Annotated in this window: 9 protein-coding genes and 1 pseudogene; 5 read left to right on the top strand and 5 right to left on the bottom strand. The window is 70.4% G+C overall.

The window, feature by feature from the left end; translation table 11 throughout:
- Positions 1-268: 268 nt before the first annotated feature.
- Complete coding sequence (locus V4Y03_RS26305) at positions 269-535, bottom strand: hypothetical protein (RefSeq protein ID WP_332437306.1); 267 nt, start codon at positions 533-535, stop codon at positions 269-271.
- Between the two features lie 34 nt (positions 536-569).
- Here V4Y03_RS26305 and V4Y03_RS26310 point away from each other — a divergent pair.
- Positions 570-899, top strand: a pseudogene (locus V4Y03_RS26310) (IS5 family transposase); the annotation flags it as partial.
- A 407-nt stretch (positions 900-1,306) separates the two neighbouring features.
- Here V4Y03_RS26310 and V4Y03_RS26315 read toward each other — a convergent pair.
- Together V4Y03_RS26315 and V4Y03_RS26320 are read right to left on the bottom strand one after the other, a co-directional pair.
- Positions 1,307-3,067, bottom strand: a complete 1,761-nt coding sequence (locus V4Y03_RS26315; RefSeq protein WP_332436478.1) for an ABC transporter ATP-binding protein — start codon at positions 3,065-3,067, stop codon at positions 1,307-1,309.
- A complete protein-coding gene (locus V4Y03_RS26320; RefSeq protein WP_332436479.1) occupies positions 3,064-4,680 on the bottom strand; it encodes an ABC transporter ATP-binding protein in 1,617 nt (538 codons plus the stop codon). Before V4Y03_RS26320 ends, V4Y03_RS26315 begins: the two co-directional genes overlap by 4 nt.
- Before the next feature lie 908 nt (positions 4,681-5,588).
- Between V4Y03_RS26320 and V4Y03_RS26325 the strand changes: the two genes are divergently transcribed.
- Positions 5,589-6,779: a cytochrome P450 gene (locus V4Y03_RS26325; RefSeq protein ID WP_332436480.1), complete on the top strand. Its 1,191-nt coding sequence runs from the start codon at positions 5,589-5,591 to the stop codon at positions 6,777-6,779.
- Positions 6,780-6,914: 135 nt separating this feature from the next.
- Here V4Y03_RS26325 and V4Y03_RS26330 read toward each other — a convergent pair whose 3' ends face one another.
- Both V4Y03_RS26330 and V4Y03_RS26335 read right to left on the bottom strand, forming a co-directional pair.
- Entirely contained in the window at positions 6,915-8,102 is a 1,188-nt protein-coding gene (locus V4Y03_RS26330) for a serine hydrolase domain-containing protein (RefSeq protein WP_332436481.1), read from the bottom strand.
- Between the two features lie 221 nt (positions 8,103-8,323).
- Entirely contained in the window at positions 8,324-8,950 is a 627-nt protein-coding gene (locus V4Y03_RS26335; RefSeq protein WP_442809454.1) for a TetR/AcrR family transcriptional regulator, read from the bottom strand.
- A 113-nt stretch (positions 8,951-9,063) separates the two neighbouring features.
- Between V4Y03_RS26335 and V4Y03_RS26340 the strand changes: the two genes are divergently transcribed.
- From V4Y03_RS26340 to V4Y03_RS26350, 3 genes are all read left to right on the top strand, one after another.
- Complete coding sequence (locus tag V4Y03_RS26340; protein WP_332436482.1) at positions 9,064-10,620, top strand: acyl-CoA synthetase; 1,557 nt, start codon at positions 9,064-9,066, stop codon at positions 10,618-10,620.
- Between the two features lie 14 nt (positions 10,621-10,634).
- A complete protein-coding gene (locus V4Y03_RS26345) occupies positions 10,635-11,804 on the top strand; it encodes an acyl-CoA dehydrogenase family protein (RefSeq protein ID WP_332436483.1) in 1,170 nt (389 codons plus the stop codon).
- Positions 11,805-11,950: 146 nt separating this feature from the next.
- Positions 11,951-13,327, top strand: a complete 1,377-nt coding sequence (locus tag V4Y03_RS26350) for an MFS transporter (RefSeq protein WP_332436484.1) — start codon at positions 11,951-11,953, stop codon at positions 13,325-13,327.
- Positions 13,328-13,483 lie beyond the last annotated feature (156 nt).

The raw sequence follows: 13,483 nt of genomic DNA on the forward strand, positions 1-13,483 counted from the left end.
TGGGTGATTTCGGGTACCCGAGTACTCCGGTGCTCGGTACCCGGGTACGAGGACGGGGCGTCGGACAGTGATGTCACGACGCCCCGTGGCAGCGCCGGAGACGGTCAGCGGCGGGCTGCGGTCTCCGGACAGCGGGGCTCACGACGGGACGCCCGATGAGGCGGCCGGTCGAGCAGGAGCCATGCGCTGTTCATGTGCTCCATCGAACCCGAGCGGCGGGGGAGGAACAAGGCCGACGGGCTTTCCCTGACGCCTCCCTGATGGGATGTCACCCCGGACCGGGGGCGGCCGGGACGATCAGGTCGATCAGCTTGACGCCGAGGAAGGGCAGGACGAGGCCGCCGAGTCCGTACACCGTGAGATCGCGGCGCAGCAGGTCGTGCGCGGACGCCGGCCGGTAACGGACGCCCCGCGGGGCGAGCGGGATCTTCGTGATGCTGTCGACCGCTTGGGCACCTCCATCCGGGACGTTGAACAGAGCTTGCCGCCAGGCTGCGGCGTTGTCAGTTCCCGCCGCTGTCGTTCGCGCGTTCACGCGACTGAGCCTTGCTGTGATCGTTCGTACGGACATGGAGCGGGGTGATCTGACGGATGCCGAGTGGGAACGACTACGGCCGTTCCTGCCGGCCAGCAACGGCCGGTGCGGCAGGTGGCGTGATCACCGACAGGTGATCGACGGGATGCTGCACCGGATACGGACCGGCATTCACTGGCGTGACCTGCCTGAACGGTTCGGCCCGTGGAAAACCGTCTACGAGCGCCACCGGCTGTGGTCCGCCGACGGGACGTGGGAGCGTCTGCTCCAGCAGGTCCAGGCCGTAGCCGTCGCGGCGGGTGAGATTGACTGGGACATCTCGGTGGACTCCACCGTCGTCCGCGCGCATCAGCACGCGGCGGGGCGGGATCCTCCGCGACGAGCTGTTGCAAGATCGCACGAGCGTCGGCGACGCGCTGCAGGTTCGCCTCCACCGCGTCCTGGCGCCGACTGATCTCGGCGGACTCCTTGTCCAGGACCTCCGCCTCGGCGCGCAGAGCGCGCTCCTTCCGGTCGAGCGGCTCGAACTCGGACACTCCGACCGCCTCCCGCTCTCTTCAGTCCAGCCGTGCTCCACCGGAGAGCGGTACTGATTCCCGCGATGAGCACAGCAGGGTTTCGACGAGCCCGTGCCAGCGCAGGGGCGGGGGTGTGTACAACCGAGTTCCTTCACGTCGTTCTCGGATGGGCGGGCCAGGGGAGCAGACGGGGAGCAGAAGCGGGTACGCCCCCGGGGAGCGGACTCCCAGGGGCGTACGCCGTGCCGAAGACTCAGCTTTCGCCGTTCCACGACCGCCACAGATCTGAGTACGGTCCGCCCGCGCCGACCAACTCGTCGTGGGTGCCCAGCTCGACGATGCGGCCGGACTCCATGACGGCGATGCGATCGGCGTCGTGTGCGGTCTGCAGCCGGTGGGCGATGGCGATGACAGTGCGGTCCGACCGGACGGCGGCCACTGCCCGCTCCGCCTGCCGGGCCGTCGTCGGGTCGAGCAGTGACGTGGCCTCGTCCAGGATCAGGGTGTGCGGGTCCGCCAGAAGCACCCTGGCCAGGGTGAGCTGCTGTGCCTGGGCGGCCTCCAGTTCGACTCCGCCTGAGCCCAGCGGGGTGTCCAGGCCCTCCGGCAGTTCGGCCACCCAGTCCGCCTCCACCGACCTCAGGGCCGCGAGGACCGCCTCGTCGTCGGCTTCGGGCGCGGCCATGGTCATGTTGTCGCGAAGGGTGCCCATGAACACGTGGTGCTGTTGCGTGATGAGGACGATGCGGTTGCCCAGTTCGCCCGCCGCGGCCTGGTCGGCGACGGGCACGCCGCCGACCAGGACGTGGCCGGTGTCAGGGACGTCCACACCGGACAGCAACTTGCCGAGGGTGGACTTGCCGGCTCCTGAACGGCCGACCACCGCCAGCCGTTCACCGGGACGGACCAGCAGCTCTACGTCCTTGAGGATCTCGTGCCCGGGGACGTAGGAATACCCCACGCCCTTGACCTCGATGAGGTCGTCCACAGGGGCCGGCACAGGAGCGTCAGCTGTGTGCGACACCAGTCCGACACCCTTGATGCGGGCGAACGAGGCGCCGCTGCGCTGCAGTTGTTCGACCCAGATGAGCATCTGGTTGAGCGGGTCGACCAGCTGCCACATGTACAGGCTGCCCGCCACCACGACTCCCAGGGAGATCGCGCCGTTGAGGTAGCCGAACCCGCCCACGAGCAGGATGAGCGCCATGGGCAGCGTGTGCGCGAACTCGGTGACCGGGAACAGCACCGTCCGTAGGGAGAGGGTGCGCATGCCGGCGCGGTAGGTGGTGTCGATGGCCTTGTCGAGGGTGCTGTTCTGCAGTTCGCGCAGCCCGTAGGCCTCGACGGTACGGGCGCCGTGCGCGGTGGAGTTGAGGATCTCGGAGACATCGCCGGCGGCCGCTCCCTCGGCGAGGTAGGCGTCGCGGGCGCGCGCGAGGTACCAGCGGCTCACGCCCCACACGAGTGGCAGTCCCACGACCGAGCAGAGACCGAGCAGCGGATCGAGGAGGAAGACCGCGGCGAAGATGAACACGACCTGGATTCCGGCGATGAACATGTCCGGAGCCGCATTGCGCAGCGTGGCCGCGACCGTCGAGACGTCCAGGGTGGTACGGGTGACCAGATCACCGGTGCTCACCTCGTCCGCGACACGCCCCGGCAGCGAGAGGGTGCGGTCGACGACCTCCTCGCGGAGCCTGGCGAGCGCGCGCTCGCCGAAGCGATGGGAGAGACCTCGCGCATAGCGCGACAACACCAATCGGGCCGCCGAGAAGCCCAGAACCGCCGCGGCCAGTCCGTCGACTGCGGAGACGGACAGGTCACCGGACTCGACCCTGGTCACGATGCGGCCGAGGAGCCAGGGACCGGCCGCGCCGGCGAGCGCGGCAAGGCACGTCAGCAGCAGCATCGCGCAGACGGCGCCCGAGTCGTCCCTCAACAGCTGCCAGCCGGCCTGGCGAACCGTCCTGGCATCGGCGATCGGCAGGCGGGGCGTCTTGTTGGACCTGCTCATCGGGACTGTCCTTCCACGGGCTGTGCCACGGCGGCTTCGCCAGGGATCTCGGTGCTGCCGCGGAACACCAGTGCCGCGTATCCCGGCTGTTCGGCGAGGAGCTCTCCGTGCGTACCGGTCGCCTGCACCCGGCCGTTCACGAGGTAGGCGACTTCGTCGGCCCGGCCGAGCACGAGCGGCGATGTGCTGACGACGAGGGTGGTCCGCCCGTGCCGGTGAGCTGCCACCCGGGCGGCAACGGTTGCCTCCGTGTGCGCGTCCAGTGCCGACGTCGGTTCTACGAGCAGGAGCACCGCCGGATCCGCGAGCAGGGCCCGCGTCAGCTGCAGCCGTTGGCGCTGTCCTCCCGAGACGTTGCGGGCCTGATTCTCCAGGCGGGTGTCGAGCCCGTCGGGGAGCGCGTCGATGAGGTCCTCCGCCGCGGCGGCGTGCAGCGCCCGCCGGATGTCCTCGTCGCAGGGGCCGGTGCTGCCGGAGACGACGGAACGCAGGGGGCCCGGGAACACATAGGCATCGTTGTCCGTGAGCAGAATGTGCCGCCTGAGAGCCGCGCGGTCCCAGTCGGACAGCTTGAGGTCCCCCCAGGAGGCCTCGGAGTCCGTGTAGCCGGCCAGCCGGTCCACCACGGCGCGCGGCTCGTCGGGACGGGCACCGACCAGAGCCGTCACTTTCCCCGGGGCCACCACCAGGCCCGATACAGGGTCGTGCAGCAGGCCGGGAGCGGCTGGGGGGTCGAGCCGGGTCCGGTGCTCCTCGGGAGCCGGCGCGAGCGCCAGGATGTCGACCACCCGCCGTGCGGAGACGAGCCCGCGCGGCAGGTCATCCGCCCCTTCGATCAAGGATGAGACGGGTACCAGCAGAGCGGCGACATATCCGTAGACCGCCACCAGCTCACCTACGGTGATGGCCCCACCGGCCGCCATCCGCGCGCTGATCCACGTCACCACGGCGAGGAAGACCATGGGCAGGCACGCGGTGAGTGCCTGGACCCAGCTGGTGATGGCAGCGACGCGGTATCCGAGGGGGACCAGAGCCTGGGAGCGTTCCCGGTACCGCCCGGCGAACAGGGGCTTGCCGCCGATCCCGTTGAGGACGCTCAGGCCGGCCACCATGTCGCCGGCGAGAGAGGTCAGAGCACCCTGGTCCTCCCGGTAGCGGCTTTCGGCGCCGTGCAGCTTTCCCAGCAAAGGGCCGACGGTCAGGGCCAGGGCCGGGACGCCGAGAAGGACCACCACGGCGATGACGGCCGAGATCCGGACCAGCAGGACGGCCGTTGCGGCATACGCGATGACCGCACCTACGCCGGGTCCGGTGATGGTCAGTGTCTGGGCGATCCTGCTGATGTCGCCGGCTTGGAGGTGTGTGAGCTCACCCGCAGACACCTGTCGGGGCAGCGCCGACCCCAGCCGGGTGACGTGGCGCGTGACGACCTGGACCGTCCGGTAGGCCGCGTCCACACGGATGCGCGTCATGGTGCGGTGCCGCAGGATGCCGAGGATCGCTGTCCCGGCCCCGGTGACGACCACGGCTCCGATCCAGAGGAGCAGCATCCCGGTGTCCCGCGCCTTGAGCCCCTCGTCGATCGTCTTCGACAACAGGTACGGCGGAAGCATGAGCGCACACATCCACGTACTGCCCCATAGAGTGCCGAGCAGTACCCGCCTGTACTGACTTGTCGTCAGCCACCACAGGAACCGCAGCGGACTCCGATGATCCGGCAGGCCCGGGGACTCGTAAGGAACCCTGCGCGCGCCTTCGGGCAGGTCTGGTCCATGTGTCATCTCGGCCGTCCTTGCGTGGGATCGAGGGGCGTCAGCGACTGATCCGGCTGCGGTACCGCATGCGCCGTACGCAAGAAAATGCCATACGGCCGAAGGGCCGTACGGCGTGAGGTCGCAATGCGCCAACGAAGGTGACAACGTCGAACCGTTCGCCTCGGCGTATCGCCATCCGCTCGGCCTCATCGGGTAAGCCGGAGCGAGGTTCCTGGCCGATGCGAGGCTCACCGGCTTCGACGAGTTCCTCGAAGCTGCCGCCGGCCAGAAGGCATTCCCATTCGAATCTAGGCGCTGGGGGAGCTGCCGGCGGCACCGGAAGGCCGAATTGACGGCCTTCTGAAGGGCGTTGGGTGACGGCTGTCAACGGCCCGTCAAATCCGGGCGGGGGAGCATCACGGTCACATCAACGGATCGTCGCCGTCTGCCTCGTCGGCTGTCTGGTAGCCGCGCTGATCTGCCCCCCGGAGAAGTTCTGAACCCTCCCGCACCGTCGGAGCCCGACGTCCTGAGGGGTCTCGACGAGGGCCGGCCCGGCGGGCAACGCGACCGTGACGCCCACCGGCGTCGGGCATTGCCTTCGTCGTCATTCATTGCAACGAAGCGTTGCGTTCGGTTGCAGCATCATTGCATCAATTCCTCGCTCCTGACCTGGAGTTACGTGAATCCATGATTGACGGAGCTTCCGGGAGCGCCGTAGCTTTCAAGTTGTGTAAACGTGTACTGACGCGAAGTGAGGAATGGCCATGAGTGAGTCCCCGTACACCGTCACGGCGCTGCCGACGGAGCGTCGGCCCGGCTGCCCCTTCGACCCGCCGGCGGAGCTGGTCGACGCCCGCAGCCACGGCCCCATCAGCCGCTACACCCACCCCGGCGGGAAGCCCGGCTGGCTGATCACCGGATACGACCTGGTCAGGTCGGTCCTGGCCGACCCGCGGTTCAGCTCGCGCAAGGAGCTGATGAACGTGGTCGACTTCGAGCTTCCGCCGGCGCCGCCCGGCGAGTTCCTGCTCATGGACGAGCCGCAGCACAGCCGCTACCGGAAGCCCCTGGTGGGCAAGTTCACCGCACGCCGGATGCGCCTGCTCACCGAGCGCGTCGAGCAGATCACCGCCGAGTGCCTGGACGCCATGGAGCAGGCGGGGCCGTCGGCGGACCTCGTGACCGCGTTCGCCAAGCCCATCCCCACGATCATCATCTGTGAGCTGCTGGGCGTCCCGTACGAGGACCGGGACTTGTTCCAGGAACAGATCGACAAGTTCATGGGCGGCGCGACGAGCGACGAGGAGCTGATCGCGGCCTACACCGCGACCCAGGAGTACCTCGCCCAGCTGGTGGCCGCCAAGCGCGCGAACCCCACCGACGACGTGCTCAGCGAGCTCACCGACAGCGATCTGACCGACGAGGAACTGAAGGGGATCAGCCTCATCCTGCTGGCGGCCGGGTTCGACACCACCGCGAACATGCTGTCCCTCGGCACCTTCGCGCTCCTGCGGAACCCGGAGCAGCTGGCCGCGCTGCGCGCCGATCCCCAGCTCATCGACCCGGCCGTGGAGGAGCTGCTGCGGTACCTCAGCGTCGCCAAGTCGTTCATGAGGACGGCGCTGGAGGACGTCGAGGTGGGCGGGCAGACCATCGAGGCCGGTACGACGGTCGTCCTCTCCTACCACATGGCCGACCACGACCCCGAGCGCTTCACCGACCCCCACGTACTCGACCTCCAGCGGCAGGACGGCGGACACCTGGCCTTCGGCCACGGCATCCACCTGTGTCTGGGCCACCAGCTGGCCCGCGTCGAGATGCGGGTCGCCTTCGCCGCGCTGCTCGACCGCTTCCCCACGCTGCGCCTGGCCGTACCGGCCGAGGAGGTCGCCCTGCGCCCGGAGACCGCGGACATCTACGGGGTGAAGAGCCTCCCGGTCACCTGGGACGCGTGACCACGAACCGGTGACGGGCGAGGTCGCCCAGGGACGCCGCCCCTCTCCGCGGGGCGGGGCGGCCCGCAGACCCATCAGCGGTGGGACGACCTCGCGGCGATGATCTCCTCGAACGGCCCGGGCTCGCTGGGCCGGTCACCCCTGGAGGCGGGTGCCGATCTGGAGGAACGCCTGTACCAGGGGCGCCTGGGGGACGGCCGGGGAGACGACCTGGGAGGCGTAGTGGACGATCACCAGGTCGAGTGCGGGGGAGATGAACAGGCGCTGGCCGTGGATGCCGCTGGCCATGAAGGAACCGTAGGGGTCGTTCGGGATCCACCACAGGTCGTGGTACGAGAGCGTGGCCGGCGCGTCGGCGGGAGCGGCGGGGAAGCGGACGCGACGGGCGTAGCCGTCGGGCACGCCCGAGACGATCGTGGTGGCGACGGCCTCGGGGACGATCTGGCGGTCGCCGATCGCGCCGCCGCAGCGGATCATCTCGCCGAGACGGGCCAGGTCGCGGGCGGTGGCGCTGAACCCGCCGGCGGCGGCCTCGGTCCCGTCCGCGTCGAGGAGGTAGTACGCGTCCTCCTCGGCGCCGATGCGGGACCAGATCGTCTCGGACAGCAGCGCCGAGGTGGTGGTGCCGGTGACGCGGCGCAGGACTTCCGCGAGGGCTTCGGCGTTGCCGTTCTCGTAGCGGAACTCGGTGCCGGGCTCGCCGGTCGCCCGTGCGGTGGCGAGGTGTTCGCGGATCGTGGCGGGCCCGGCGTACCCGTAGGGGCGCAGTTGGGGGGCGAGGACGGCGAAGTACCGCTGCGCTTCGAGCGCCTTGTCGTACGCGCGGCCCGCGTAGCTCATCAGGGTGCCCATGTGGAGCAGGTCGTCGACCCGGGCCTCCCCGAAGGCGGTGCCGGCGAGTTCGGGGACGTACTTCGTGACCCGCGCGTCGCGGGCGAGCTGTCCGTCATGGGCGAGGACCGCGGCGAGCAGGCCCAGGTAGGACTTCGCGGCGGAGGCGTTGAAGTGCGGGACATGGGACTCGTAGCCGTGCAGGTACTCCTCGTGGACGAGGGCGCCGCGGTGCATGACGAGCAGTGCGTCGGTCTCCGCCAGGGCGAGGAGCTCCGCGAGGGTGAAGGACCGGCCGTGCGGCCCGGTGAAGGTGAGGCCGTCGAGGGCGCCGGCCGGTGCGGCGGGCAGCGGGGAGGCGCCGCCGGAGCCCCGCCAGACACGGCGGCTCGGAATGAGTTCCCGGCCCGAGGTCGTGTGCCGTCGGGCCCAGGTGGGATCGGTGTATCCCCGCGCCCAGACGAGGTCGGCCAACGAGGGAATGCCTGTCATGCGTCCGCTCCGCTCTTCAGTCCTGCGCCTGCCGGACATGCGGCTGCCGGTCACGTGCCCGGTCCTGTGCCTGCCGGGCACGCATCTGCCGGTCGCGTGCCTGCCGGTCACGTGCCTGCCAGGCATGCGCCTTCCGGTCGAGTTACCGTACACAGTGTTCGGTAACTCGACCAGAGGTGTGGCGGCGGGGGCGAAGGCCCTCGCGTGCGGGCCGGGTCGGCTCAGGGGGTGAGGTCGAGGGCCCCCGGTGCGTCGGACGGGGTGAGTCCGGTGGCCCAGACGCGGCCGTAGACCGAAAGGTCCCGCAGGTGGGCGGTGATCTCGGCGGCGCCGTAGCCGGTGTCGTTCTCCACCCACCAGGTGAGCAGGGCGATGAGTTCTCCGGTCCAGGCCCGTGCGACGACGTCCAGCGGGATCCTCGGTGTCACCCCGAGCTGCTCGACCCGCGCGCGGAAGACGGCTTCGGCGTGGGTGCGGAGCAGGTCCGCGAACTCGCGCAGGGCCCGGCCGTCGCCCTCGCCCCGCAGAATGACCTGGTAGACGGGCTTCTCCTGCTCGGCGTGTTCGAAGATGTACTTCACCGGCAGTCCGGTGAACCCCTCCGCGTGCGCCTGCCGGATCGCCGGCAAGAGGCGTTCGCGGTCCTCGCCGAGGTCGCGGACGATGCCGACCAGCAGGTCCTCCTTGTCGCGGTAGTGCGCGTAGAAGGTGGCGCGGCCGATGTCGGCGCGCTCGGTGATCTCCTCGACCGTGACCGCGTGGAACCCCTTCTGCAGGACCAGTTCGACCAGGGCCTGGCGCAGTGCGGCCCGCGTCCTGCGGACGCGGCGGTCTCCCGCGGGCTTCATGTCCACTTCGTTCTCATCTCCTCCGAACCGTTGACCTGACCCTAACGCTGCCTTTACGTTGCCGGACACCAAGCTTGTTATCAGACACAGCGTTCGGAAACTCTGGAGATGTGATGAACCTCGGGCGGTACGTACGCCGGACTGCCGGCCACCAACCCGATGCCGAGGCCGTGGTCTGCGGACCCGCCCGGCTGACGTACGCGGAGCTCGACGACCACAGCGACCGGCTCGCGACCGCTCTGCGCGCACTCGGCCTGAACCGGGGCGACCGCGTGGCGACCCTCGCGGCCAACCGCGCGGAACTGGTCGTCACGGAAGTCGCCCTCTACAAGGCCGGCCTGGCCCGAGCACCGATCAACGCCAGGCTCGGCGCCGCCGAAGTGGCCCATCTGCTCGCCGAGTCCGACGCGGCCGTCCTCCTGACGGACGCCGCGCACCTGGACATCGCCCGCGCCGCGGTGCCCGGCACGGGGGTCAGGGCCGTCCTCGGCTACGACGGCCCGAGCGATCTCGGTCCTGGCTACGCCGAGACCCTCTCGGACACCGAGCCGGAACCCGTCGACACGGAGTCCGCCGAGGACGACATCGCCGTACTGCACTTCACCTCGGGCTCCACCGGCAAGCTGAAGGCGGCGGTCCAGACGTACGGCAACCGCCTCGCGCTGATGCGCAAGTCGGTGATGAGCGCCGACACGCGGGTGGGTCCCGGTGCGGCGCAGGTCCTTGCCGGACCCGTCACCCACGCCTCCGGCATGCCGCTGATGGGGATCTTCTTCGCCGGCGGCCGGGCGATCGTGATGCCGGGCTGGGACGCCGAGACGTTCCTCGCCACCGTCCAGCGCGAGCGCGCCACCCACGCCTTCGTCGTGCCGACGATGGTCAACACCGTCCTCGCGCTGCCGAACGCCCGCGACTACGACCTCTCCAGCCTCCGGCAGCTGATCTACGGCGCCGCGCCGATGTCGGCTGCCCGCATCAGGGCCGCCTGGGAGCTCTTCGGACCCGTCCTCTCCCAGGGGTACGGGTGCGGCGAGACCACCTCCGGCGTTCTGTTCCTCTCCACCGAGGACCACCGGCGGGCGATCGACGGCGAGGACGAGGAGCTGCTGCTGTCCTGCGGACGGCCGCTCGCCGAGGCCGAGGTCGCCGTCGTCGACGACGCCGGAACTCCCGTACCCGACGGGGAGATCGGAGAGATCGCCGTACGCGGGCCCGATGTCGTGCCGGGCTACCACAACGAGCCGGACCTCACCGCGGAGAGCTTCCGCGACGGCTGGTTCCTCACCGGCGACCTCGCCCGCCGCCGCGCCGACGGATACGTCTTCATCGTCGACCGCAAGAAGGACATGATCGTCTCCGGCGGGTTCAACATCTACGCCGTCGAGGTCGAGTCCGTCCTGCACCAGCACCCCGACGTCTACGAGGCGGCCGTCGTCGGCGTCCCGGACGAGCAGTGGGGCGAGGCCGTCAAGGCGGTCGTCGTGGCCCGCGACGGCGCCACCCTCACCGAGACCGGGCTCGTCGACTTCTGCGCCGAGCGCCTGGCCCGCATGAAGAAGCCCCGCTCGGTCGACTTCGTCCCCGCACTGCCCCACAACCCCAACGGCAAGATCGACCGCCGTGCGATCCGCGACCCCTACTGGGCGGGCGCCGAGCGCCGCGTCAACTGAACAGGACCCCCGGCATGCCTTTCACCCTCGAACCCTCCTACGACGACAACCCGCGCCTCCAGGACCTCGTCGTCCGGCTGCGCTCCTACCTGCGTGACGAGCTCATCCCGTACGAACGCGAGCACGGCATCACCGCGGAGACCAAGCTCGACCGCACCACCCTCGAACATGTCTGGAAGCGCAGCGCGGAGCTCGGCTTCTACGGCATCAGCCTGCCGCCGGAACTGGGCGGCCAGGGCCTGAGCTTCTACGAACTCTGCGCACTCAAAGAGGAGTTGACCGCTTCCGGCGCCGCGCTCTCGCACTCGGTGCTCGGCGACATGGGCGGCCCGCTGCGCGTCGGCGCGATCGTGAAGTACGCCACCGAGGACCAGCGCGAGCGCTATCTGATGCCCGTCGTCCGGGGCGAGCGGGCGTGCTGCTTCTCCATCACCGAGGAGGACGCGGGCTCCGACGTACGCCGGATGACGACCACCGCCACCCCGGACGGGGACGGCTACGTCCTCAACGGCAAGAAGGTGTTCAGTTCCGCCGCACCCTTCGCGGACTTCGCGATCGTCGTCGCCCGCATGGCCGGCGAGGAGGAGTCGTACAGCGCCTTCCTCGTCGACCTGGACACCCCCGGCTGCACCGTCCTGGAGGGCGAAGTCCCCATGTCCGGGCAGCAGATGGAGGGCGACCTCGTCTTCGAGGACTGCCGGATCCCGGCGGCGAACCTCCTCGGCGAGATCGGCCAGGGCCTGCGCATCGGCATCGGCCGGATCACCCTCAACCGCCTGCTGCACTGCCCGTCGCTGATCGGCGCCGCCCGCCGCGCCTGGGACCTGTCGCTGGAGTACGCCATGAACCGGGTCGTCTTCGGGCAGCCGCTCCTGGCCCACCAGGCGATCCACCACAAGATCGCCGAGATGGCGACGGAGATCTACGCCGCCCGTGCGATGGTCATGACCACCGCCGCCGAGGCCGACCGGGGCGCCAACGTCTCCGTCGAGGCCAACATGTGCAAGCTGTTCACCTCCGAGGCGGCCTTCCGCGTCGCCGACCAGGCCGTACAGATCCACGGCAAGGCCGGGCTGACCCGCGGCAACGAGGTCGAGCAGATCTTCCGCAGCCTGCGCATGTTCCGGATCGTCACCGGCACCACCGAGATCCACAAGAACGCCATCGCCAAGGGCCTGTTCTGACCGACCCCTTGGTGCCCGGGCGGCACCGCGGGCCCTCGCAGTCGGGGGCCGGCACCGCGGGCCCCGCAGCCAGGGGCCCGCGGTCACGGGGAAACCGCCCACCCGCACGACCCCCCTGCCCCACCCGCATCCGCAGGAGTCGCCCCATGGCACCGCACACCGCCGCGCAGTCGCGGCACACCGACGCCCCCGCCCCGGCCCTCGTCCCCGCTCCCGACCGCCGCCGCGCCTGGCTGGTCACCGCCATGATCGTGACGTTCATGGTGATCAACTTCGCCGACAAATCGGTCCTCGGCCTCGCCGCCGTCCCGATCATGGAGGAGCTGGGCCTCAGCAACAGCACCTACGGCCTGATCTCCAGCTCCTTCTACTTCCTCTTCAGCCTCTCCGGACTGCTCGTAGGCTTGTTCTCCACCCGCCTCTCCAGCCGCGTCCTGCTCTTCGGTATGACGCTGCTGTGGTCCGTCGCCCAGCTACCCGTCCTGGCCATGGCCTCGGTGACCACCCTGCTCGCCGGCCGCATCCTGCTCGGCGCGGCCGAGGGGCCGGCGGCCTCCATGTCCATGCACGCGCTGTACAAGTGGTTCCCGCCCGAGCGCCGCGCCCTGCCCTCGGCCCTCCAGATCGGCGGGGCGGCGCTGGGCACGCTCCTGGCGGCCCCGCTGGTGAGCTGGCTCATCGAGGACTTCGGCTGGCGCTCGGCGTACGGCGTCCTCGCCGCCGTCAGCGCGGTGTGGGCGCTGGTGTGGTGGCGGATCGGGCACGACGGCCCGTACGACCAGGCGCGGGCGGGGGGCGGGGGCCGTGCCGGTGCTGTTGTCGTAGAGGGTGCCGGTGCCGTGGACGGTGCGAGTCCCCGACTGCCGTACCGCAGGCTGCTGTCGACCGGCACCGTCCTCGGCAGCATCTCCAGCGCGTTCGGCGCGGCATGGGCGCTGTCCCTCAGCCATGCGTGGCTGCCCGCCTATCTCAGGACCGAGCTGGACATGTCGGCGGAGTCCGTCGCGACCACCATCAGCGTCGTCTCCGGTTTCGGGCTGGTCCTGCTGCTCACCGTCTCCCCGGTCGTGGACGCGCTCAAGGCGCGCGGCATCAGCAGCCGCTGGTCGAGCGGGGCGGCCCAGAGCCTCGCGGTGTGCGTCGCGGGCGGAGCGATGGCCGCCTTCCCGTTCGTCGAGGCCACCGCGGCCCGGCTGGTCCTGATCGGACTGGCCTTCGGTACGGTCGCCATCGCCATTCCCCTGCACTACATGACCGTGGCGGAGGTCGTGCCCACCGCGCGGCGCGGCGCCGTCTTCGGCATCGTCGCCGGACTGGGCACCCTGCCCGGCCTCGTCGCCCCCCTGCTGACAGGCCACCTCATCGACGCGGCCGACTCTCCCGCCGACGGCTACACCAGGGCGTTCCTCATCGCCGCCGCGGTGATGCTCGTGGCAGGTGCGCTGGCTCTGATGTCGATCAGGCCGGAGCGCGACGCCCGCCGCCTGGGACTGGACGGCGCGCCGACGGACGCGACGCACTGAGCCGCGGGTGACGTGATCTCGCGGTTGTCCCGGGCGGAGCCCTCCGGGAGGGCGGGGTTCCACGGGGGCCCGGCAGAGGGAACCTCGGCGGCAGGCGGCGAAGCGTCCCCTTTGCTCGTACCCGGGCCTCCCGGCCAAGCGAATCCCCCCCGCCTC

This window comes from Streptomyces sp. P9-A4, from assembly GCF_036634195.1.
In the GTDB taxonomy this organism is placed as follows: Bacteria; Actinomycetota; Actinomycetes; order Streptomycetales; family Streptomycetaceae; genus Streptomyces.

Bases quoted from the DNA above. Each gene is read 5' to 3' on its own strand.
- V4Y03_RS26315 (WP_332436478.1), bottom strand. From the start codon at position 3,067: ATGAGCAGGTCCAACAAGACGCCCCGCCTGCCGATCGCCGATGCCAGG.
- V4Y03_RS26320 (WP_332436479.1), bottom strand. From the start codon at position 4,680: ATGCTTCCGCCGTACCTGTTGTCGAAGACGATCGACGAGGGGCTCAAG.
- V4Y03_RS26325 (WP_332436480.1), top strand. From the start codon at position 5,589: ATGAGTGAGTCCCCGTACACCGTCACGGCGCTGCCGACGGAGCGTCGG.
- V4Y03_RS26330 (WP_332436481.1), bottom strand. From the start codon at position 8,102: ATGACAGGCATTCCCTCGTTGGCCGACCTCGTCTGGGCGCGGGGATAC.
- V4Y03_RS26335 (WP_442809454.1), bottom strand. From the start codon at position 8,950: ATGAAGCCCGCGGGAGACCGCCGCGTCCGCAGGACGCGGGCCGCACTG.
- V4Y03_RS26340 (WP_332436482.1), top strand. From the start codon at position 9,064: ATGAACCTCGGGCGGTACGTACGCCGGACTGCCGGCCACCAACCCGAT.
- V4Y03_RS26345 (WP_332436483.1), top strand. From the start codon at position 10,635: ATGCCTTTCACCCTCGAACCCTCCTACGACGACAACCCGCGCCTCCAG.
- V4Y03_RS26350 (WP_332436484.1), top strand. From the start codon at position 11,951: ATGGCACCGCACACCGCCGCGCAGTCGCGGCACACCGACGCCCCCGCC.